The following is a 21,961-nucleotide window of genomic DNA, read 5'->3' on the forward strand; positions in this document are numbered from 1 at the left end:
GCCTCCGATCATACGGCCGGGCGCGCCCGCGCGGGGGCCTCGTGTCCGTCCTGTGACCGGGTCGGCCGCGCCGGCGCAAGCGACCCGGACCGTTCACGACCATTCAGTGAGCGGTGAGGCGACTCCCAGACATCGTGGGTAGTGTTGGGTGTCTTTGTCGGATGCCGCGTGGGCGGCCTGGAGGTAACTGCGTGCGATTCGTTCTCGCCATTCTGGCGTTCGCCGCCGCGGCTGTGATGATCGGCTTCGGCATCGCGCAACGGACGGTGTTCCTGGAGCCCGATGAGGTCTCCCTCGAGACCGTCGTCGAGAGCGAGGCGGACTACATCGTGCTCCAGCCCGACGCCCTCGCGGCGAACCCGGGCAAGCAGACCATCACGGTCTCCGGCTCCGAGGCCGTCTTCCTGTCCTATGGCCGGACCTCCGACGTCGGGGCCTGGATCGGCGATGCCTCCTACGTCGCCGTCGGGTACGACGCGGAATCGGGGGAGTTCACCGACGAGGTGATCACGTCCTCGCCCGCCGCCGACGAGACGGGGGCCACGCCGACGCCGACGCCGGCACCCGAGGCGGGCGCCGCGCCCGAGGCCGACGCACCGGTGGCCTCGCCCGTCGGCAGCGACCTGTGGCTCGACGAGCTGACGGGTGAGCGGACGCTCACCACGACCGTCGACGTGCCTGAGGGAATCTCGGTGCTGCTCGCCTCCGACGGTTCCGAGCCGGCACCCGGTTCCATCCAGGTGGCGTGGCCGCTCGACAACTCGACGCCCTGGGCCGGTCCGCTCATCGCCGGCGGTGCCCTCGTGTTCCTCGTGGGCATCGCGCTCGTCATCTCGGGGCTGATCGCCCACCGCCGATCGCGGGGACCGCGTCGAAACCTCCCGAAGGGGCCGAAGGGCAAGCTCACGCGCGCACCCCGCCCGTCGCGGTCGCAGCAGCGGGCCGCATCCGGCGCCCCGACGCGACGCTCGCTCGGCCGGCAACGGCGCGCCCTCCTCGCTCCGCTCCTGCTCGTGCCGGCGCTCGCGCTGTCGGCCTGCTCCGCCGACTACTGGCCCGATCTCGCGCAGGCTCCCGAGACGTCCGCGCCCGCGACGCCGGCCCCGACCACCGAGCCGGATGAGGCGGCGGCCGAGGAATCGGACGCGGCCGAGGTCGTCCCCGCCGTGACCGTGCCGCAGATGGAGCGGATCATGCGCCGCATTGCGGTCTTCACGACCGAGGTCGACGAGGCCCGCGACGGTGCGCGCGTCGAGGAGCGCTTCACCGGACCGGCCCTCGAGGCGCGGAAGGCGAACTACGTGATCCGCGGCTCGATCGCCGAGCATCCCGCGCTGCCCGCCATCCCCGCGGCGCCGCTCACGCTCACGCTGCCGCAGCAGGCGACCGGGTGGCCCAGGACCGTGCTCACGATCGCCAAGAACAGCGACGACGAGACGGTCGCGCCGACCGCGCTGGTGCTGCGCCAGGAGTCCCCGCGCGAGAATTACAAGGTGCTCTACGCGACCGCCCTCGTGCCCGACGCCGATGTTCCCGAGGTCGCTCCGGCCAGCATCGGCGCACCGCCGATCAACCCCGAGTTCAAGGGCCTGGTCATGCCGACCGGCCAGGTCGCGCCCGCCTACGCCGACGTGCTGCTGAAGGGCGACGAGTCGCCGTACGCGGCACTCTTCGACCCCGAGGGCGACGTGATCCGCCAGCAGCTGGGCGTCGAGGGCCAGAGGGCCATCGCCGAGGCGCTGCCCGACACGGCCGACATCGCGTTCTCGAACGAGGTGGGTTCGAGCCCGACGGTCGCACTCGCCACGAACGATTCCGGCGCCCTCGTCACGGTCTCGCTGAAGCAGACCGAGAAGGTCACGCCGAACGACGGCGGTACGATCGGCTTCGAGGCCGGCGCGCCGGGCGCAGCCCTCTCCGGCTTCAGCGAGAAGAGCGCGAAGGGCGTGCAGCGCGTGATCGGCATCCAGCTCATGTTCTACGTCCCAGCGGTCGGTTCCGACGAGCAGATCCGCCTGCTCGGCTGGTCGGAATCCCTCATCGGAGCATCGGAGGTCCAGTGACGAACGCCTTCCCCCCGCAGCAGCCCGCGAGCCTTCGCGGCGCGGTCGACCTGTCCGCACTCGTGCACCGCGACGAGCGGCGCGCCGAGGCCGCACAGGGCGGCGAGGCGCCGGGCCGTGCCCAGGGCGGAGTGGTGATCGCGACCGACGACCAGGGCTTCGGGCAGGTGCTCGAGCTCTCGCGCACGGTGCCCGTCGTCGTGGCGCTGTGGGCGTCGTGGAGCGAACCGTCGGTGCAACTCGTCGAATCGCTCGAGCGGCTCGTCCGTGCTCGTGCCGGTCGCCTCGTGCTCGCCGCCGCCGATGCCGACCAGAGCCCCCAGCTCGTCCAGGCTCTGCAGGCGCGGGCGATCCCCACGCTCGTCGCACTTGTGGCCGGGCAGCCCGTGCCGCTGTTCGAGGGTGTCCAGCCCGACGACGTGATCGAGCAGGTGTTCGACCAGCTGCTCGAGATCGCGGAGCGCAACGGCGTGAACGGCCAGGTCCCCGCCGACGATGCGACGGCCGAGCCCGGCGAGCCTGAGGCGCCGGTCGAGGCGCCGCTGCCGCCACTGCACCAGGAGGCGTTCGACGCGATCAGCCGAGGGGACTACGCCGCCGCGGCATCCGCTTACCGCACGGCCATCGCCCAGGACCCGCGAGACGACCTCGCGGTCGCGGGACTCGCCCAGGCGAACCTGCTCGGACGGCTCCAGGGCAAGACGCTCGACGAGATCCGCAACCGCGCGGCGAGCGCACCCGGCGACCTCGACGCGCAGCTCGACGTCGCCGACCTCGACCTGTCCGGCGGGCACGTCGACGACGCCTTCGCGCGCCTGCTCGACCTGTTCCCGACGCAGGATGCGGCCGGGAAGGACACCGTCCGGGAGCGGTTGCTCGAGCTGTTCCAGGTGGTCGGCGTCGAGGACCCCCGCGTGGCCGCGGCGCGCCGCCGACTCGCGACGCTGCTGTACTGATCCTCGAGCAGCGCCCGCCTGGCGGACGCTGCTCGACCTCTCTCACTCGGGCTGGAACCACACCGCCGCGAGCGGCGGGAGCGTGAACACGGCCGACGCCGGCTTGCCGCCCCACGGCTCGTCGATCGCATCGACGCCGCCGAGGTTGCCCACGCCCGACCCGCCGAACTCCGTGGCATCCGTGTTCAGCACCTCGCGCCACCGCCCGGCCGTCGGGACGCCGAGGCGGACGCCCTCGTGCGGGCGCCCCGCGAAGTTCACGATGCACAGCAGCGGCCGGCGCTCGCGGTCGTAGCGCAGGAACGCGATCACGTTCATCTCGGCCGCGCCGCCCTCGACCCAGTCGAACCCGGCCGAGTCGTCGTCGAGCTGCCAGAGCGCCGGCGTCTCGCGGTAGCGGTGGTTCAGCGTGCCGACGAGCTCGGCGAGCTGCCGGTGGCTCGGCTGGTCGAGGATCCACCAGTCGAGGCCGCGCTCCTCGCTCCACTCCGACAGCTGCCCGAACTCCTGCCCCATGAAGAGCAGCTGCTTGCCGGGGTGCGCCCACATGTACGCGAGGTAGGCGCGCGTGTTCGCGAGCTGCTGCCAGTGGTCGCCCGGCATCTTGCGCACGAGCGATCCCTTGCCGTGCACGACCTCGTCGTGGCTGATCGGCAGGATGAAGTGCTCGCTGAACGTGTAGAGGAACGAGAACGTCAGTTCGCCGTGGTGGTGCGAGCGGTACATCGGGTCGCGCTGGATGTACTGGAGGGTGTCGTGCATCCACCCCATGTTCCACTTGTAGCCGAAGCCGAGCCCGCCCGAGGTGGTCGGTGCGGTCACGCCGGGCCAGCTCGTCGACTCCTCGGCGATCATCACGATGCCGGGGTTGCGCTTGTACGCCGTCGCGGTGGCCTCCTGCAGGAAGCCGATCGCCTCGAGGTGCTCGCGGCCGCCGTACCAGTTCGGCAGCCACTCGCCGTCCTCGCGCGAGTAGTCGAGGTAGAGCATGGATGCCACGGCGTCGACGCGCAGGCCGTCGATGTGCATCTCCTCCAGCCAGAACAGCGCGTTCGCGACGAGGAAGTTCCGCACGCGCGGGTTGCCGTAGTCGAAGACGAGGGTGCCCCAGTCCTTCTGCTCGCCGCGGCGCGGGTCGGGGTGTTCGTAGAGCGCCTCGCCGTCGAAGCGGGCGAGCGCCCACTCGTCCTTGGGGAAGTGCCCGGGCACCCAGTCCATGATCACGCCGATGCCGGCCTGGTGCAGCCGGTCGATGAGGTACTTCAGGTCGTCGGGCGAGCCGAAGCGCGAGGTGATCGCGAAATAGCCTGTGACCTGGTACCCCCATGAACCGCCGAACGGATGCTCCGCCAGGGGCAGGAACTCGACGTGCGTGTAGCCGAGCCACTGCAGGTACTCGATGAGCTCGTCCGCGATGTCGCGGTACCCCTTGCCCGGTCGCCACGACCCGAGGTGGAGCTCGTAGACGCTCATGGGCAGCTCGTGCGGATTCGAGTGCGCGCGCCGCGACATCCATTCGCCGTCGCCCCACTCGTGGGTCGAGGCGGCGACCACCGACGCGGTTGCGGGCGCCACCTCGGCGCGACGGGCCATCGGGTCGGCCTTCATGGTCCACGCGCCCGACTGGGTGAGGATCTCGAACTTGTACGACGCGCCGGGTTCGACGTCGGGAACGAACAGCTCCCACACGCCGCTGGCGCCCATGTTGCGCATGGGGTGGCCCGTGCCGTCCCAGCGGTTGAAGTCGCCGACGACGCGAACGGCCCGCGCGCGCGGCGCCCACACGGTGAACGACACGCCGCGCAGCGGCCCGGTGACGGACGGGAACTCGCGGTGGTGCGCGCCGAGCACCTTCCACAGCTCCTCGTGGCGCCCCTCGGCGATGAGGTGGAGGTCCATCTCGCCGATCGTGGGCGCGTACCGGTAGGGGTCGTCGGAGGTCCACTGGCTGCCGTCGCCGTAGCGGGCGCGCACGCGATAGCCCGTCGGCCCGAACGTACCGGCACCGGCCCACACGCCGTGGGCGACGTGCTCGAGCGGCAGCTCGGTGCCATCATCGAGCAGCGCGTCGACGGATGCCGCGAGTGGCCGCCGCACGCGGATCACGGTGTGCGCGCCACTCTGCGCGGGGGCCTCGAACCCATGCTGGCCGAGGATCGCGTGCGGGTCGTGGTACCGGCCCTCCGCGACGGCGAGCAGGAGGTCGTCGGGCACGGCGGGCGCCTGGACGGGGGAGATGTCGGTCATGAGGCGCCTCGAATCACTCGGAGGATGTGCACCGGCTGGGTGAACGCGTCGAGGCGCACGTAGTTGTGCTCGCCCCAGTCCCAGCGCTCGCCGGTGACGAGGTCCTCGACGCCGAACGTCGTGCCGGGCTGCAGGTCGATGGCCGCGAGGTCGACGTGCACCGTCGTCTCCCGCACGGAGTGCGGGTCGACGTTCGCGACCACGAGGATCGTGTCGTGGTCGTCGTCGGCGCGCCCGTCGATGAAGCGCCCCTCGAGGTGCTTGCTGTAGACGAGCACCGAGTCGTCGTCGCTGTAGTGGAAGCGGATGTTGCGGAGCTGGCCGAGCGCCGGATGCTCGGCGCGGATGCGATTCAGGATGCCGAGGTAGAGCGCCAGCGACCTGCCCTCGGCCTCGGCCTTGGCGAAGTCGCGCGGCTTGTACTCGTACTTCTCGTTGTCGATGGCCTCCTCGGCGCCGGGGCGCGCGACCGACTCGAACAGCTCGAAGCCCGCGTAGACGCCCCAGGTGGGCGCCGCGGTCGCGGCGATCGTCGCCCGCACCGTGAACGCGGCCGGGCCGCCGAACTGCAGGTACTCGGTGAGGATGTCCGGGGTGTTCACGAACAGGTTCGGCCGCATGAAGTCGGCGGTCTCCTGCGACACGCTCGTCAGGAACTCCTCGAGCTCGGCCTTGGTATTGCGCCACGTGAAGTACGAGTACGACTGCTGGAAGCCGACCATCGCGAGGGCCTGCATCATTGCCGGGCGGGTGAACGCCTCGGCGAGGAAGACCACGTCGGGGTCGGTCGCGTTGATGTCGCCGATCAGTCGCTCCCAGAACGCGAGCGGCTTGGTGTGCGGGTTGTCGACGCGGAAGATGCGCACGCCCTGCTTCATCCAGTGCCGCACGATGCGGGTCACCTCGACGACGAGGCCCTCGAAGTCGTCGTCGAAGTTGATCGGGTAGATGTCCTGGTACTTCTTCGGCGGGTTCTCGGCGTACGCGATCGTGCCGTCGGGCAGGGTCGTGAACCACTCGGGGTGCTCGGTCACCCACGGGTGGTCGGGGGAGGCCTGCAGCGCGAGGTCGAGCGCGATCTCGATGCCGAGGGCGGCGGCGCGACGCACGAACGCGCGGAAGTCGGCGAGGTTGCCGAGGTCGGGGTGGACCGCGTCGTGGCCGCCCGCGGCCCCGCCGATCGCCCACGGCGAGCCGGGGTCGTTCGGCCCCGGATTCAGCGTGTTGTTCGGCCCCTTGCGGAACGCGACGCCGATCGGATGGATCGGCGGCAGGTAGACGACGTCGAAGCCCATCGCGGCGACGCCGTCGAGCCGGCGCTGCGCGGTGCGGAAGGTGCCGGACTTCCAGGCGCCGTTCTTGAACTGCCGCGCTCCCTCGGAGCGCGGGAAGAACTCGTACCACGAGCCGACGCCGGCGCGCCGGCGCTCGACGAAGATCCCGTGCTCCTCGGAGTCGGTCGTCAGCCGGGCGAGCGGCCGCACGTCGAACTCGGCGAGCAGCGGGTCGTGCAGCAGGGCGCGTCGGGCGGATGGCGCGCCATCCGTCGCCCGGAGCGCCGCGGCGTAGGCCCTGAGGCGCTTGCGCACGGCCGCGGGCCGCTCGACCTGCTTCGCCGCGCGCTCGGCGAGGCGGGCGCCGATCTCGTACATGAGCTCGACGTCGACCCCCGCGTCGATCTTCAGCTCGGCGTCGTGGATCCACGTGCCGACCTCGTCGCCGAAGCCCGTGACGTGCCACGACCAGGCGCCGAGCTCGTCGAGCCGGGCCTTCGCCTCCCACCGGTCGGTGCCCGCCGCGAGCGGCGACATCCGGTGACGCTGGACCGCGCCGGACGGGCCCGTGAGCACGAGCATCGCCCCCACCAGGTCGTGGCCCTCGCGGAAGACCGTGGCGCGGAACGGGACCACCTCCCCGGCGAACGCCTTCGGGTTCCATCGCGGATCGGGCAGAGCGGGCGTGAGCCGGGTCACGGGGATCCGGCCGGCACGAACGGGTCGGCTGGTCACGTTCCGACCGTAGCGTGGATGCCCGGCGAACGGCAGCACGGTTTCGCGCACATGACGTCGGTGCTCCGGGCCGGACCTCCGCGACGGCGCGACCGGATCGTGATGTCCGTTCACCCGGATGTCACACGCGCCCCCCTAGTGTGGTCCCGTGAAGCCGATCCGCAAGTTCACCGTCCGGGCCGTGGTGCCGCCGCAGCTCAGCGCGCTCGAGGAGCTCGCCGCGAACCTCCGCTGGTCGTGGCACGAGCCGACCCGCCGGCTCTTCGAGCACATCGACCCCGTCGGCTGGCGCCGCTCCGAGCGCGACCCCATCGCGTTCCTCGGCGACGTCGACCCGCGCCGGCTCGACGAGCTCGCGCACGACGAGGGGTACGTCGGCTGGGCCGAGCGCGAACGCGCCGACCTTCGCGCCTACGTGAGCGAGCCGCGCTGGTTCCAGTCGCTCGGCGCCGAGACGCCGAGGACGATCGCGTACTTCTCGCCGGAGTTCGGCATCTCCGCGGCACTGCCGCAGTACTCCGGCGGACTCGGCATCCTCGCCGGCGACCACCTCAAGGCCGCGTCCGACCTGGGCGTGCCGCTCGTCGCGGTCGGGCTGTTCTACAAGGCCGGCTACTTCTCGCAGGCGATCGCGCCCGACGGCTGGCAGCAGGAGCGGTACCCGGCCCTCGACCCCGACGGGCTGCCGCTCTCGGTGCTGCGGCGGGCCGATGGCACGCCCGTCCAGGTCACGCTCGCCGTCCCGGGCGATCGCAGCCTGCACGCGCGCGTGTGGCAGGCCGCCGTCGGCCGCGTGACGCTGCTGCTGCTCGACACCGACATCCCCGCGAACGACGACGACCTGCGCCAGGTCACCGACCGCCTCTACGGCGGCGGCGGCGAGCACCGGCTGCAGCAGGAGCTGCTGCTCGGCATCGGCGGCGTCCGGGCGCTGCGGGCGTGGAGCGAGCTGACCGGACGGCACTTCCCCGACGTCTTCCACATGAACGAGGGCCATGCCGGCTTCCTCGGCCTCGAGCGCATCTCGGCGTGCGTCGGCGACGGGTTCACGTTCGACGAGGCACTCCAGCTCGTGCGCGCCGGCACGGTGTTCACGACCCACACGCCGGTGCCCGCGGGCATCGACCGCTTCGACCGCGCGCTCGTCGCGCGCTACCTCGAGTCGGGCCTCCTGCCGGGCATCGACCCGGCCGACGCGCTGCCGCTCGGCCTCGAGCCGGGCACGCACCCCGACGAGAGCGCCTTCAACATGGCGATGATGGGACTCCGTCTCGCCCAGCACGCCAACGGCGTCTCGAAGCTGCACGGCGAGGTCAGCCGCGGCATGTTCGCCGACCTGTGGCCCGGGTTCGACGCCGACGAGGTGCCGATCACCTCCATCACCAACGGGGTGCACGCGCCGACCTGGACCGATCCGGCGCTGCTCGAGCTCGCCGAGGAGCGGCTCGGCACCGGCGACACCGAGCACGCCGACTGGCTGAGCCCTGCCGTCAGCGACGCCGAGCTCTGGAGCGTCAAGCGCGGCATGCGCCTCCAGCTCGTCGAGGACGCTCGGCGACGCCTCGCCGCCGCGTGGGCCGACCAGCACGCGGGCGCCGTCGCGCCCGACTGGGTGCGCCGCGTGCTCGACCCCGACGTGCTCACCATCGGCTTCGCCCGGCGCGTGCCCACCTACAAGCGCCTCACGCTCATGCTGCAAGACCCTGAGCGGCTCGCCGCGATCCTCACCAACCCCGACCGGCCCGTGCAGTTCGTGATCGCCGGCAAGGCGCACCCGGCCGACGAGGAGGGCAAGCGCCTCATCCAGAAGCTGGTCCAGTTCGCCCAGCGCCCCGAGCTGCGCGAGCGGATCGTGTTCCTGCCCGACTACGACATGGGCATGGCCGAGAAGCTCTACCCCGGCTGCGACGTCTGGATGAACAACCCGCTGCGCCCGCTCGAGGCGTGCGGAACGTCCGGCATGAAGGCGGCCATGAACGGCGCGCTCAACCTGTCGATCCTCGACGGGTGGTGGGCCGAGTACGCCGCCGACGACCACGGCTGGGTGATCCCGACCGCGGATGCGGCGCCCGACCCCGCCGAACGCGATCAGATCGAGGCGTCCGCCCTCTACGACCTCATCGAGCACCGGATCACCCGGCTCTTCTACGATCGCGACCACGACGGCGTGCCGACCGAGTGGATGACGCGCGTGCGACGCACGCTCGCGAACCTCTCGCCCGAGCTCGGCGCCGACCGGATGGTGCGCGAGTACGTCGAGCGCCTCTACCGTCCGGCGGCCGAGCACGCCGCGGTCGTCGGCGCGAACGGCGCCAAGCCCGCGCGGGAGCTCGCCGAGTGGGTCGCCGGCGTGCGCGCGGCGTGGGAGGGCGTGCAGGTCTCGCACGTCGAGTCGGGTGGGGTCGAGTCGACGCCGCACGTCGGAGACGAGTTGCACCTGCGCGCGCACGTCGCGCTCGGCTGGCTGACGCCCGACGACGTCTCCGTCGAGGTCGTCTACGGCCACTCGCACGGCGACGACCGCATCGACGACGCGCGCGTCGCGGTGCTCGAACCCGACGGCGCGTCGACGACGGATGCCGCGACCCGCGTGTACGTCGGCACCGTCACCCTCGACCGGGCCGGCGCGTTCGGCTACACCGTGCGCGTCGTGCCGCGGCATCCGCTGCTGCTCTCCTCGGCCGAGCTCGGCCTGGTCGCCGCCGCCGGCTGACGTGGTTGCTGTGAGGGTCGAGGAGGCGCGCAGCGCCGTCTCGAGACCCGGTGGTGTGTGGGTCGAGGAGGCGCCAGCGCCGTCTCGAAACCCGGTGGTGTGTGGGTCGAGGAGGCGCGCAGCGCCGTCTCGAGACCCGGTGGTGTGTGGGTCGAGGAGGCGCGCAGCGCCGTCTCGAGACCCGGTGACGTCTCCTCCTCAACACCGCTTCGTGCTGCGCAGACCCGTGGAGCCCCGGCCCGCGCCTTCACCCTGCTCACCGCGAGCGTGCATCCTCGACCGCATGCCGCACATGTACATCCTCGAATGCTCCGACGGGTCGTTCTACGTCGGGAGTGCCCGCGACCTCGAACATCGCCTCGAGCAGCACGTGACGGGCTCGACGCCGTCGTACACCAGCACGAGACTGCCCGTGAAACTCGTCTACGCGGAGGAATTCGAGCACATCCACGAGGCGTACGGCCGGGAGAAGCAGGTTCAGGGATGGGGTCGAGCGAAGCGGATCGCGCTCATCGAAGGTCGGATCGACGACCTGCGCGGGCTGAGTCGTCGCGGTTGAGGGGGTCTCGAGACGGCGCTGCGCGCCTCCTCGACCCGCACGGCGGGCGGCGCTGCGCGCCTCCTCAACCCTCACAGGGGAGACGGCGCTGGCGCGCCTCCTCAACCCTCACGACCACGAGACGGCGCTGCGCGCGTCCTCAACCCTCCCGAAACGGCGGTCAGCGGGGGCGGGCGATCGGGGCGTAGCGGCCGCCGGTGACGGCGACGAGGTCGTCGGGCGAGAGCTCGAGGTCGAGGCCGCGGCGTCCGCCGGAGACGAACACCGTCTCGCAGAGGATCGCCGTCTCGTCGAGCACGGTCGGCAGCGCGACCTTCTGTCCGATCGGGCTGATGCCGCCGACCACGTAGCCCGTCTTCCGCTCGGCGACCGCGGGGTCGGCCATCTCAGCGCGCTTGCCGCCGAGCGCCGCCGCGAGCGCCTTCAGGTCGAGCTGATCGGCGACGGGCACGATCGCGACGGCGAGGGAGCCGTCGACGTTGGCGAGCAGCGTCTTGAACACGCGTGCGGGCTCGAGGCCGAGCTTCTCCGCTGCCTCCATCCCGTACGCCGCGGCGCGCGGGTCGTGCTCGTACGCGTGCGCGGTGAAGCGGATGCCGGCGCGCGTGAGCGCGACGGTCGCGGGCGTGCCGGCCGAGGCATCCGTTCGCCTGGCCATCAGCGCCGCTCGGCCCGTTCATCGGGGGAGACCGTGTCGTCGGCGTCGGGCAGCGCGTCGACCTCGGTCTCGACGACGGAGGCGGCCGCGTCGGCCGGTCCGGGGGACGGCTCGCCGTGTGCGCGGAACAGGCGCATCGACTGCGGCGCCAACGCCATCGGCTCACCGGGGGCGAATCGGGTGCCGAGCTCGCCGTCGGGTTCCTCGCGCGAGGAGTCCCACAGCAGTTCGTAGTCGTCGACGCCGGGGTGGTCGGGCAGCAGCACTTCAGCCTCGGTCTCGGACGCGTGCACGACGAGGAGGATGCGGTTGAACTCCTCGAACTCGGGCGTCGACGCCGCCACGAACTGGAGCGTGCGATGCGACGCGTCGTTCCAGTGGTCGATGGTCATCGTGTCGCCGTCGGCGTTGTACCAGTCCATCTGCGACGCGCTCGGCACCGTCTCGCCGAATCGCCCGTAGCGCACCGGCCGGAGCGCGGGGTTCTCGCGGCGCAGCCGCAGCAGGTGCCGCGCGGTCTCCTCGAGCGCGGGGTCGCGGTCGGCGCCGTCCCAGGCGAGCCAGGTGAGCTCGGAGTCGTGGCAGTACGCGTTGTTGTTGCCCCGCTGGCTGCGGCCGTACTCGTCACCCGCCGTGAGCATGGGCACGCCGGCCGAGAGCAGCAGCGTGCCGAGCAGGTTCCGGATGCTGCGCCGTCGCGCCGCGGCGATGTCGGCGTCGTCGGTGGGGCCCTCGACGCCGTGGTTGTACGAGTTGTTGTGGTCGGTGCCGTCGCGGTTGTGCTCGCCGTTGCCGAGGTTGTGCTTGACGTCGTAGGCGGTGAGGTCGGCGAGGGTGAACCCGTCGTGCGCGGTGATGAAGTTGAGGCTCGCGAGCGGGCCGCGCTCCGCGGCGAACGTGTTCGAGGAGCCCGCGAGGCGCGTGGCGAACCGGCCGATGCCGCTGCCGGGCTCGCCGTGGCGCTCGCGACGGAGGTCGCCGAGCCAGAAGTCGCGCATGCGGTCGCGGTAGCGGTCGTTCCACTCGCTGAATCCCGCGGGGAAGTTGCCGGTCTGCCAGCCGAACGGGCCGACGTCCCAGGGCTCGGCGATGAGCTTCGAGGTCCCGATCACGGGGTCGGCGAGCATGGCCTGCAGCAGCGGATGGTCGGGGGAGTACGCGCCGAGCGCGTCGCGGCCGAGCGTCGCGGCGAGGTCGAGCCGGAAGCCGTCGACCTGCAGTTCGTCGGCCCAATACCGCATCGAGTCGAGGACCAGGCGTACGGGCGCGTCGTGCCCGAAGTCGAGCGTGTTGCCGCACCCCGTCGTATCCACGTAGCGGCCGTGCACGTCGTGCCGGTAGTAGGAGGCGTTGTCGATCCCGCGGAAGCTGTACGTCGGCCCCTGCCGCCCCTCCTCCGCGGTGTGGTTGTAGACGACGTCGAGCACGACCTCCAGGCCGGCCTCGTGCAGTCGCTTGACCATCCCGGCGAACTCGCGGCGCACCGCGGCGGGTCCGCCGGCCTGGGCCGCGGCGCTCGCGTACGGCGTGTGCGGCGCGAAGAAGCCGAGCGTGTTGTAGCCCCAGTAGTTGACCTGCCCCTGGCGCACCAGCCGCTCCTCGGGCACGAACGCCTGCACGGGCAGCAGCTCGACGGTCGTGACGCCGAGGCCCGTCAGGTACTCCAGCGACGCGTCGTGCGCGAGCCCCGCGTAGGTGCCGCGCAGCTGCTCGGGGATGCGCTCGTTGAGCTTGCTGAACCCGCGGACGTGCGCCTCGTAGACGACCGTGTGGTCGAGCGGCACGCGCGGCTTGGCGACGCCGCCCCAGTCGAATCCCTCCGACACGAGCGAGTCGAGCACGACCCCGCGCCAGGAGCCGTCGGCGGCGGCCTGCAGCCCGCGCGCCCACGGGTCGAGCAGCGTGTGCACGGGGTTGAACGCGTGCTCGATGCCGGGCGGCCCATCGACGCGCAGCCCGTACCGGGCGCCCGTGATGAGGGCGGCGGAGGTCGCGGCCCACACGCCGCGAGCGTCGCGCTCGAGGGGCACGCGCGTCGCGGCCCAATCGAGGTCGTCGGGGTCGAAGACGACCAGTTCCACCGAGGTCGCGTGCTCGGACCAGACGCGAACGCTTCCACCGTCCGGTCCGGTGCGCACGCCCAGGTCGTGGAGCGGATCGGCGGAGGACATGCGAACTACAGTAGTTCGTAGGGAACCGGTTCCCGATCAGGAGGTGCGCGATGCCGGCCGGCGACCCCGTGTACCTCGACCACGCCGCGACCACGCCGATGCGCCCCGAGGCGATCGAGGCGATGACCGCGGCGATGCGCATCGTGGGCAACCCGTCGTCGATCCACAGCGCCGGCCAGCACGCCAAGCGGGTGCTCGAGGAGTCGCGCGAACAGGTCGCGGCGACGCTCGGCGCCGACCCGATCGAGGTCGTGTTCACCGGCAGCGGCACCGAGGCGGTCAACCTCGCGATCAAGGGGCTGTACTGGCGCCGCCGGCAGGAGATCGGCGCGCACCGCATCCTCGTTCCGGCAGGCGAGCACCACGCCACGATCGACACGCTCGAGTGGCTCGCCGGGCACGACGGCGCCGAGGTCGAGGAGCTTCCGCTCGACAGGCTCGGGCTCGTGCAGGTCGACGCGCTCGCCGCAGCTCTCGAGCGTCGTGCGCCATCCGTCGCGCTCGTCACGATGCTGCTGGCGAACAACGAGGTCGGCACCATCGAGCCGGTGCGCGAGATCGCAGCGCTCTGCGCGCGGGCGGGCGTGCCGCTGCACGTCGATGCGATCGCCGCGTACGGGCACGTGCCCATCGACCTGCACGCCCTGCGTCGCCAGACGGCCGCGCCGCCCGGCGCCGGGCTCGTCGCCGTCAGCGTCTCGGCGCACAAGATCGGCGGTCCGGTCGGCATCGGCGCGCTCGTGCTCGACCGCTCCACGCGCATCGAGCCGCTCCTGCACGGCGGCGGCCAGCAACGCCGAATCCGGTCGGGCACGCAGGACGTCGCCGCGGCGGCGGGCTTCGCGGCGGCCGCGCGGGTCGCGACCGAGCAGCGCGAAAGCGAAGACCGGCGGATGTCGCGCCTGCGCGACCGTCTGATCGCGGGCGTCGCGGCGGCCGTCCCCGAGGCGAGGCTCTCAGGTGATCCCGATCCGGCCCGCCGGCTGCCGGGCAACGTCCACTTCTCGTTCCCGGGCTGCGAGGGCGACTCGCTGCTGTTCCTGCTCGATGCCGCGGGCGTGGCCGTCTCGACCGGGTCGGCGTGCCAGGCGGGCGTGCCCGAGCCCTCGCACGTGCTGCTCGCGATGGGCCGCTCCGAGGAGGAGGCGCGCGGCGCGCTGCGCATCACGCTCGGCTGGACGTCGACCGAGGCCGACGTCGACGCGTTCCTCGGTGCCCTGCCGCCGGCCTACGAGCGGGCCGCGCGCGCCGGCATGGCGGCCCGCGCCACGAGCTTCGACCGCTGATCCCGGGGGCCCGCGGCATCCGCTCAGGAGGGGGTTCGTAGACTGGAACCCATGCGAGTCCTGGCAGCGATGAGCGGCGGCGTCGACAGCGCCGTCGCGGCCGCGCGCGCCGTCGACGCGGGACACGACGTGGTCGGCGTGCACCTCGCGCTCAGCCGCATGCCCGGCACCCTGCGCACCGGCAGCCGCGGCTGTTGCACCATCGAGGACTCGATGGACGCGCAGCGCGCCGCGAACGTGCTCGGCATCCCGTACTACGTGTGGGACTTCTCCGAGCGGTTCAAGGCCGACGTCGTCGACGACTTCATCGCCGAGTACACCGCGGGCCGCACCCCGAACCCGTGCATGCGCTGCAACGAGCGCATCAAGTTCGCCGCCCTGCTCGAGAAGGCGCTCGCGCTCGGGTTCGACGCGGTGTGCACCGGGCACTACGCGACGATCGTGACGGATGCCGCCGGCAACCGCGAACTCCACCGCGCGAGCGCCTGGGCCAAGGACCAGAGCTACGTGCTCGGCGTGCTCACGGCCGAGCAGCTCGCGCACGCGTACTTCCCGCTCGGCGACACGCCCTCCAAGCAGCTCGTGCGCGAGGAGGCCGCGCGCCGCGGGCTGAGCGTCGCGCAGAAGCCCGACTCGCACGACATCTGCTTCATCCCCGACGGCGACACCCGCGGCTGGCTCGGCGATAAGGTCGGCGTCGCGCCGGGCGAGATCGTCGACCGCTCCGGCGCGGTCGTCGGCTCGCACGAGGGCGCGCACGCCTACACTGTCGGGCAGCGCCGCGGGCTCCACCTCGGCACACCCGCGCCCGACGGCCGGCCGCGGTTCGTACTCGAGGTGCGGCCGAAGGAGAACACTGTCGTCGTGGGCCCCAAGGAGGCGCTCGCGATCGCCGAGATCGCCGGTTCGCGCTTCACGTGGGCTGGCCTGCCGCCCGTCGACCCGGGCGAGCCGTTCGCCTGCGAGGTGCAGATCCGCGCGCACGCCGACCCGGTGCCGGCCGTCGCGAAGGTCGTGACGGTGGCCGCCGGCTCCGCCGAGCTCGTCGTCACGCCCGAGGCGCCGATCAGCGGGGTCGCCCCCGGGCAGACGGCGGTGGTCTACATCGGCACCCGCGTGCTCGGCCAGTGCACGATCGACCGGACGGTGAGCGCGGTCCCCGCCGACGCGTGACCCGCCATCGGCGCCCGCTGCGCGGCATCCGTTCCTTGTCTCCAAGGCTGTGATGTCACCCGAACGGGTGACATTCGACGCGTCATTCGCGTAGATTCTCGTAGGTCGCGCGGGCACCCCGGCGTCGCGCGAGCGATGAGGAGCTGTCGTGACCTACCCGCTGTACCCCGCCGACCCCACACGGGACCCCGCCGAACCGTTCCGGAACCTGGACACGTCGCCCACAACGGTCGTCACGACGGCCGAAGCGGCGCCCCCCGGATCGTGGGACGGGTTCGTCGACCCGCTGCCCGACACGCCCGAGGCGATCGCCGAACGGCAACGCCAGGCGTTCGGCGGCCCGAAGGTCGGCTCGGCGTTCTTCGGCTGGCTCACCGCGTCGGCCCTGACGGCGGTCCTCCTCGGGCTGTTCGCCGGCGTCGACGCCACGCTCGGACTCGGCCTCCTCCCGGACCCCTGGGCATCGGGCGGGCTCGGGCCGATCGACGGCACCACCGTCGGATGGAGCGTCGTCGCGCTGCTGCTCGGCTTCGTGCTCGTCGCGTTCCTCTCCGGCGGGTACGTCGCGGGCCGGATGGCGCGCTTCAGCGGTGTCGCGCAGGGGCTCGTCGTCTGGCTGTGGGCGATCGTCATCGGCATCGTCGCCGGCATCCTCGGCGCGCTGGCGGACGGCCGGTTCGGCTTCCTCGACGACGTCGCGGGCCTCGTCCCGCGCCTCCCCGTGGCGGAGGAGCACCGCGCGATCGCCTGGATCCTCGGCGGCGTCGCCCTCGCCGTCGTGAGCCTCGTCGGGGCCGTCCTCGGGGGCGTGGCCGGACTCCGCTACCACCGCCGCGTCGACCGGATCGCGCTGGATTCGTAGGAGCCTGAACGTCTCCCGAGCGTTCGCTGCGCCCGTCGAGGATGCGAATCCGGCCGCTGTCAAGGCCCCTGCCGTCCGCCGAGCCTCGCCGTAGGGTCGGCATGGCGTCGCAGGCACCACCCATGCGCGGCGCACCACGAGAGGGGACCTGTCATGAGCACCTCATCCGATCGAACCGGCGATCCGTATCCGGCCACCGAGGCCGTGCACGACGACCGCGCCGTCGTCCGCGACGACGGCCGCGTGCACGAGCACGTCGCTGAGCGGCGCGTCGACACCGACGGCGACGGCGTCGCCGATGAGCGGGTCGTCCGCGACGAGCGGGTCGTCCGCGACGACCGCGCCGCGCGCGACGAGCGGCTCGTCGCCGACCCGGCCCTCCGACGGGCGGTCGTCGCCCGGGAGCGGGAACGCTTCGGCGGCATCAAGTTCGGCTCGGCGTTCTTCGGCTGGCTGACCGCGGTCGGCGTCGCCGTGCTGCTGACCGCCCTCCTCGCCGCGACCGGGGCCGCGCTCGGCCTCGGCACGCTCGGCGAGGCGGTCGACGAGGCCGCCGCCGAGAACGCGGGCACCATCGGCATCGTGGGCGCGATCGCGCTGCTGGTCATCCTGTTCGTCGCGTACTTCACGGGCGGCTACGTCGCCGGGCGGATGGCACGCTTCAACGGCATGAAGCAGGGCCTCGCCGTCTGGCTGTGGGCGATCGCGATCGCGGTCGTCGGCGCCGTCATCGCGGCGATCGCGGGCGCGCAGTACGACATCCTCGCGAACCTCAACACCTTCCCGCGCATCCCCGTGACCGAGGGCGAGCTCACCGTCGCCGGCATCGTCACCGTGGTCCTCGTGGTCCTGGCGAGCCTCGGCGGCGCAATCCTCGGCGGCAAGGCCGGCACGCGGTACCACCGCAAGGTGGACGCCGCCGGCTTCGGCGCCTGACGCTGGGGGGCGCGGCGCCGGAGAGGGGTGCGCGGTGGGGGCCGCGCACCCCGCCTCGCGGGCGGAAGCCCGACCGCCTCTCCACGACGGGGCCTGTCGGAGGCCGTCCCTAGGATGGCCCTGTGAGCGACATGCCAGCCGACTTCGAGACCGCACGCACCGAGGCCGAACGGCTCACCGAACTGATCGACCGGGCGCGCCTGGCGTACTACGGCGACGGCGACTCGCCGTACTCCGACGCCGAGTACGACACCGCCTTCCACCGGCTCGAGGCGCTCGAGCGCGAGTTCCCCGAGCTCGTCGGCCAGGACAGCCCGACGCAGCAGGTCGGCGCGGCCATCGCGTCGGCGGGGTTCCCCGAGCACGAGCACGCCGAGCGCATGCTGAGCCTCGACAACGTGTTCTCGGTCGAGGAGTTCCGCGACTGGGCGGCGAAGGTCGAGCGCGATGCCGGTCGGCCGGTGCACTGGCTCAGCGAGCTCAAGATCGACGGGCTCGCGATCAGCCTCGCCTATCGCGACGGCGTGCTCGAGACCGCGACGACGCGAGGCGACGGCCGGGTCGGCGAAGACATCACCGAGAACGTCGAGTTCATCCCCGCGATCCCGCGACGTCTCACGGGCGAGGGGTTCCCGCCGTTCTTCGAGGTGCGGGGCGAGGTGTTCCTGGCGACCGCCGAGTTCGAGGCGCTGAACCGGCGCCAGCACGAACTCCAGGCGGCGTACGAGGCCGACGAGCTGGCCAAGGGCAGGCCCGAGGCATCGGTCAAGACGAGGTTCCCCGAGTTCGCCAACGCGCGGAACACCGCGGCCGGCAGCCTCCGGCAGCGGCGCGAGCGCAAGAACGGGTTCGAGCTCGGGCTCATGCGCGATCGACTGGGCCGCCTCTCGCTGTACCTGCACGGCATCGGCGCGTGGGATCGTCCGCCCGTCGCGTCGCAGTCCGACATCTACGCCCTGCTCGCGAAGTGGGGCCTGCCGGTGTCGCCGTACACGCGGGTCTTCGGGTCGGTCGACGAGGTCGCCGCGTTCATCGAGCAGTGGGGCGAGCACCGGCACGACATCGAGCACGAGATCGACGGCATCGTCGTCAAGGTCGACGAGCTCGCGCTCCACGCCGAACTCGGCTCCACGAGCCGCGCACCCCGCTGGGCCATCGCCTACAAGTACCCGCCCGAGGAGGTGCACACGAAGCTGCTGGACATCGCGGTCGGCGTCGGGCGCACGGGCCGGGCGACCCCGTACGCGGTAATGGAGCCCGTGAAGGTGGCCGGCAGCACCGTGCGGCAGGCCACGTTGCACAACCAGGGCATCGTGAAGGCCAAGGGCGTCCTGATCGGCGACACGGTCGTGCTGCGCAAGGCGGGCGACGTGATTCCCGAGATCCTCGGCGCGGTCGAACAGCTGCGCGACGGCACCGAGCGCGAATGGCACATGCCGGCCGAATGTCCCGAGTGCGGCACGCCGCTACGCCCCATGAAGGAGGGCGACATCGACCTCCGCTGCCCCAACGCGAAATCGTGCCCCGCTCAGGTGCGCGGGCGAGTCGAGCACATCGGCTCGCGCGGGGCCCTCGACATCGAGGCGCTCGGCGAGGTGACCGCTGCAGCGCTCACGCAGCCCTCCGTCCCGTCGACCCCGCCCCTCGAGACCGAGGCCCGACTGTTCGACCTGACGATCGACGAGCTCGTGCCGATCCAGGTCGTCGTGCGCGACGCCGAGACCGGCGAGGTCAAGGTCGATGAGTCGACGGGCGAACCGATCCGGCGCGCTCCGTTCCAGAAGTACGGGCCGGCGACCTACCCTCCCGGCACCGAGCACCTCGACGCGGCCGAGCGTCGGCGCGCAGGCATTCGCAAGAGCCACCGCGAGCTGCTGCCCTCCGGCGCGGCGACCAAGCTGCTCGACGAGCTCGAGAAGGCCAAGACCAAGCCGCTCTGGCGCATCCTCGTCTCGCTGAACATCCGTCACGTCGGGCCGGTCGCCGCGCGCGCGCTCGCCGACCACTTCGGCTCGCTCGACTCCATCCGGGCTGCGAGCCGCGACGAGCTCGCCGAGGTCGAGGGCGTCGGCGGCATCATCGCCGACTCGCTCCTCGACTGGTTCGAGGTCGACTGGCATCGCGAGATCGTCGATCGCTGGACCGCCGCCGGCGTGCAGTTCGCCACCCCGGGCCATCCGGGGCCGGGTCGCGCCGCCGAGGCCGGCGGCGTGCTCGCGGGGCTCACGGTGGTCGCGACCGGCAGCCTCGAGGGCTTCACGCGAGAGGGAGCACAGGAGGCGATCATCGCCGCCGGCGGAAAGGCCGCATCGAGCGTCTCGAAGAGGACCGACTTCGTCGCGGCGGGCCCGGGTGCCGGGTCCAAGCTCGCGAAGGCGGAGGAACTCGGCATCCGGATCCTCGACGCGGCGCAGTTCGCGATCCTCGTCACGCGGGGTCCGGAGGCGCTCGACGGGTAGACTTCCCGGCACGTCCGAGGGGAGGGACGAGCATGGGGGAACCTGGCGACGGGCAGGACACGGCCCGGCCCGATCGGGAGGCCACCGGGCACGCGGCAGCGCAGGAGCCGCGGTCCGGGCCGACGCGTCGCGGCTTCCTTCAGCTGGGAGGCGCCGCGGCGGCCGGCGCAGTCGTCGGCGGTGCGGCCGGCGCCGCGATCGGCGCGGCCGTCGGTCGCAGCCAGGGCTTCGCCGACGGCGCGCGGGAGCTCGCCGCCCTCCAACCGCGCTCCGAGCCCGGCTTCGACCACGTCGTCGTGCTCATGGGAGAGAACCGCTCGTTCGACAACCTGCTCGGCTGGCTCCACTCGCCCGACTCGCTGCCCGACGGAGTCACGTTCGAGGGACTTGCGTTCGGGGAGTACTCGAACACCGCCCCCGACGGCACCGTCGTCGCGGCGCACGTGTACGACGGGCAGACCGACGAGGTCATGGGGCGGCCCAACCCCGACCCCGGCGAGGAGTACCCGCACGTCAACACGCAGCTGTTCGGCACCATCGATCCGGCGTCGAACGAGGGAATCGGCGTCCACGCGATGACGAGTCCGTGGAACCTCGTCGACGACGGCGGCACGCCCGACATGAGCGGCTTCCTCACCGACTACCTCTCGAACCAGCTGCACGAGAAGAAGGGCGAGCCGCCCACGATCGATGAGGCGAAGCAGATCATGGGCGGCTTCTCGCCCGAGATGCTGCCCGTGCTCTCGACGCTCGCGCGCGAGTTCGCGGTCTTCGACCACTGGTTCTGCGCGGTGCCGTCGCAGACCTTCTGCAACCGGTCGTTCTTCCACGCGTCGACCTCGCACGGGTTCGTCACGAACAAGCTCGGTGGCGGGTACGACAAGTGGCTCGATGCCGATCCCGACCCCACGATCTTCAACCGACTCGAGGACGCGGGCCTCTCGTGGCGGATCTACTTCGACGAACTCCAGCTCGTCTCGTTCACCGGCGTGCTCCACGCCCCCGTCCTCGAGCAGTACTGGAAGACCGACCGGTTCGCCACGATGGACCGGTTCTTCACGGATGTCGCGCAGGGCACCTTGCCCGCGTACGCCTTCATCGAGCCGCGCATGATCTACAACCACAACGACTTCCACCCGCCGTTCGGCAGGCTCCGTGAGAGCGAGGTCGACGGCGAGACCGTCATCGACAGCGCGGTCTCCGACGTGCGCGCGGGTGACGCGCTCGTTCACTCGGTCTACGACGCCATCCGGCAGAGCGCGACGCCCGACGGCTCGAACGCGGTGAACACGCTCCTGCTGATCACCTTCGACGAGCACGGTGGCACCTACGACCACGTGCCGCCGCCGGTCGCCACGCCGCCCGACGAGGAGGCCGAGCCGGGCGAGATGGGCTTCCGGTTCGACCGGCTGGGATGCCGCGTGCCGGCCATCGCCGTGTCCGCGTACACGCGCGCCGGCACGGTCATCCACGACGAGATGCACCACGGCGCCCTCATCGCGACGCTCGCTCGCCGGCACGGCCTCGAACCGCTGACGCGACGGGACGCCGGCGCGAACTCGCTGTTCTCGGTCGTGAACCTCGACGAGCCGCGCCATCCGGCGGACTGGCCCGTGACGACGCCGCAATACCTCCCGCCCAACCCCGAGGCCACGGCGCCGCACCCCGCGCACGCGCACAAGGACAAGCCGCTGAGCCCGCCGGCGCGCGGGCTGCTCGGGCTGCTCATCGCCAAGTACGCGCCGGGCGACCCGGAGCCCGAGACGTTCGCCGACGCCTACGACACGCTGCGGAAGCACGGGGAGGGCCTCTTCGGTGGCTGAGCGGAGGGGGCGCGGCGCGCTCGGCCTCGGTCGATAGAATCGCAGG

At 72.1% G+C, this 21,961-nt stretch carries 14 protein-coding genes; 10 read left to right on the plus strand and 4 right to left on the minus strand.

All coding sequences use genetic code 11. The features are described from left to right. Positions 1-191 precede the first annotated feature (191 nt). Both AC3RKB_RS16025 and AC3RKB_RS16030 read left to right on the plus strand, forming a co-directional pair. Positions 192-2,063: a DUF8094 domain-containing protein gene (locus AC3RKB_RS16025; protein WP_491437245.1), complete on the plus strand. Its 1,872-nt coding sequence runs from the start codon at positions 192-194 to the stop codon at positions 2,061-2,063. Further along, positions 2,060-3,019: a co-chaperone YbbN gene (locus AC3RKB_RS16030; RefSeq protein WP_491437246.1), complete on the plus strand. Its 960-nt coding sequence runs from the start codon at positions 2,060-2,062 to the stop codon at positions 3,017-3,019. The genes AC3RKB_RS16025 and AC3RKB_RS16030 overlap by 4 nt, the downstream gene beginning before the upstream one ends. Before the next feature lie 42 nt (positions 3,020-3,061). Here AC3RKB_RS16030 and glgB read toward each other — a convergent pair whose 3' ends face one another. Together glgB and AC3RKB_RS16040 are read right to left on the minus strand one after the other, a co-directional pair. Then, a complete protein-coding gene (glgB, locus tag AC3RKB_RS16035) occupies positions 3,062-5,266 on the minus strand; it encodes a 1,4-alpha-glucan branching protein GlgB (protein ID WP_491437247.1) in 2,205 nt (734 codons plus the stop codon). Next, positions 5,263-7,275: a maltotransferase domain-containing protein gene (locus AC3RKB_RS16040; RefSeq protein WP_491437248.1), complete on the minus strand. Its 2,013-nt coding sequence runs from the start codon at positions 7,273-7,275 to the stop codon at positions 5,263-5,265. The genes glgB and AC3RKB_RS16040 overlap by 4 nt, the downstream gene beginning before the upstream one ends. Before the next feature lie 148 nt (positions 7,276-7,423). On the opposite strand from AC3RKB_RS16040, the gene glgP reads away from it, so the two are divergent. Both glgP and AC3RKB_RS16050 read left to right on the plus strand, forming a co-directional pair. Then, complete coding sequence (gene glgP, locus AC3RKB_RS16045; protein ID WP_491437249.1) at positions 7,424-9,988, plus strand: alpha-glucan family phosphorylase; 2,565 nt, start codon at positions 7,424-7,426, stop codon at positions 9,986-9,988. A 283-nt stretch (positions 9,989-10,271) separates the two neighbouring features. Next, positions 10,272-10,547 (plus strand): GIY-YIG nuclease family protein, encoded by a 276-nt coding sequence (locus tag AC3RKB_RS16050; protein ID WP_491437250.1) that lies wholly within the window; start codon positions 10,272-10,274, stop codon positions 10,545-10,547. 160 nt (positions 10,548-10,707) lie between these two features. Here the strand turns inward: AC3RKB_RS16050 and ybaK are convergent, their stop codons facing one another. Continuing rightward, positions 10,708-11,205: a Cys-tRNA(Pro) deacylase gene (ybaK, locus tag AC3RKB_RS16055; RefSeq protein ID WP_491437251.1), complete on the minus strand. Its 498-nt coding sequence runs from the start codon at positions 11,203-11,205 to the stop codon at positions 10,708-10,710. After that, positions 11,205-13,376 carry a glycogen debranching protein GlgX gene (gene glgX, locus AC3RKB_RS16060; protein ID WP_491437252.1) on the minus strand — a complete coding sequence of 724 codons (2,172 nt, stop codon included), beginning with the start codon at positions 13,374-13,376 and terminating at the stop codon, positions 11,205-11,207. The genes ybaK and glgX overlap by 1 nt, the downstream gene beginning before the upstream one ends. A 50-nt stretch (positions 13,377-13,426) precedes the next feature. Here glgX and AC3RKB_RS16065 point away from each other — a divergent pair, with 50 nt between their 5' ends. The 6 genes from AC3RKB_RS16065 (at position 13,427) to AC3RKB_RS16090 (ending at position 21,915) form a co-directional block, all read left to right on the plus strand. Further along, positions 13,427-14,662, plus strand: a complete 1,236-nt coding sequence (locus AC3RKB_RS16065; RefSeq protein WP_491437253.1) for a cysteine desulfurase family protein — start codon at positions 13,427-13,429, stop codon at positions 14,660-14,662. Positions 14,663-14,713: 51 nt separating this feature from the next. Further along, the gene (gene mnmA, locus AC3RKB_RS16070; RefSeq protein ID WP_491437254.1) at positions 14,714-15,835 is read left to right on the plus strand and encodes a tRNA 2-thiouridine(34) synthase MnmA; all 1,122 of its coding nucleotides are present in this window, start codon (positions 14,714-14,716) and stop codon (positions 15,833-15,835) included. A 148-nt stretch (positions 15,836-15,983) separates the two neighbouring features. Then, positions 15,984-16,697, plus strand: a complete 714-nt coding sequence (locus tag AC3RKB_RS16075) for a hypothetical protein (protein WP_491437255.1) — start codon at positions 15,984-15,986, stop codon at positions 16,695-16,697. Positions 16,698-16,850: 153 nt separating this feature from the next. Beyond that, positions 16,851-17,633, plus strand: a complete 783-nt coding sequence (locus AC3RKB_RS16080) for a hypothetical protein (protein ID WP_491437256.1) — start codon at positions 16,851-16,853, stop codon at positions 17,631-17,633. A 131-nt stretch (positions 17,634-17,764) separates the two neighbouring features. Continuing rightward, positions 17,765-20,092, plus strand: a complete 2,328-nt coding sequence (ligA, locus tag AC3RKB_RS16085) for an NAD-dependent DNA ligase LigA (protein ID WP_491437868.1) — start codon at positions 17,765-17,767, stop codon at positions 20,090-20,092. A 32-nt stretch (positions 20,093-20,124) separates the two neighbouring features. Beyond that, positions 20,125-21,915 (plus strand): alkaline phosphatase family protein, encoded by a 1,791-nt coding sequence (locus AC3RKB_RS16090; protein ID WP_491437257.1) that lies wholly within the window; start codon positions 20,125-20,127, stop codon positions 21,913-21,915. Positions 21,916-21,961 lie beyond the last annotated feature (46 nt).

Source organism: Agromyces capsici, assembly GCF_058349965.1.

Excerpts from the sequence above, each read along its gene's own strand:
- AC3RKB_RS16065 (WP_491437253.1), top strand. The coding sequence starts at position 13,427 with ATGCCGGCCGGCGACCCCGTGTACCTCGACCACGCCGCGACCACGCCG.
- AC3RKB_RS16050 (WP_491437250.1), top strand. The coding sequence starts at position 10,272 with ATGCCGCACATGTACATCCTCGAATGCTCCGACGGGTCGTTCTACGTC.
- glgB (WP_491437247.1), bottom strand. The coding sequence starts at position 5,266 with ATGACCGACATCTCCCCCGTCCAGGCGCCCGCCGTGCCCGACGACCTC.
- AC3RKB_RS16090 (WP_491437257.1), top strand. The coding sequence starts at position 20,125 with ATGGGGGAACCTGGCGACGGGCAGGACACGGCCCGGCCCGATCGGGAG.
- AC3RKB_RS16080 (WP_491437256.1), top strand. The coding sequence starts at position 16,851 with ATGAGCACCTCATCCGATCGAACCGGCGATCCGTATCCGGCCACCGAG.
- glgX (WP_491437252.1), bottom strand. The coding sequence starts at position 13,376 with ATGTCCTCCGCCGATCCGCTCCACGACCTGGGCGTGCGCACCGGACCG.
- ybaK (WP_491437251.1), bottom strand. The coding sequence starts at position 11,205 with ATGGCCAGGCGAACGGATGCCTCGGCCGGCACGCCCGCGACCGTCGCG.
- mnmA (WP_491437254.1), top strand. The coding sequence starts at position 14,714 with ATGCGAGTCCTGGCAGCGATGAGCGGCGGCGTCGACAGCGCCGTCGCG.
- ligA (WP_491437868.1), top strand. The coding sequence starts at position 17,765 with ATGCCAGCCGACTTCGAGACCGCACGCACCGAGGCCGAACGGCTCACC.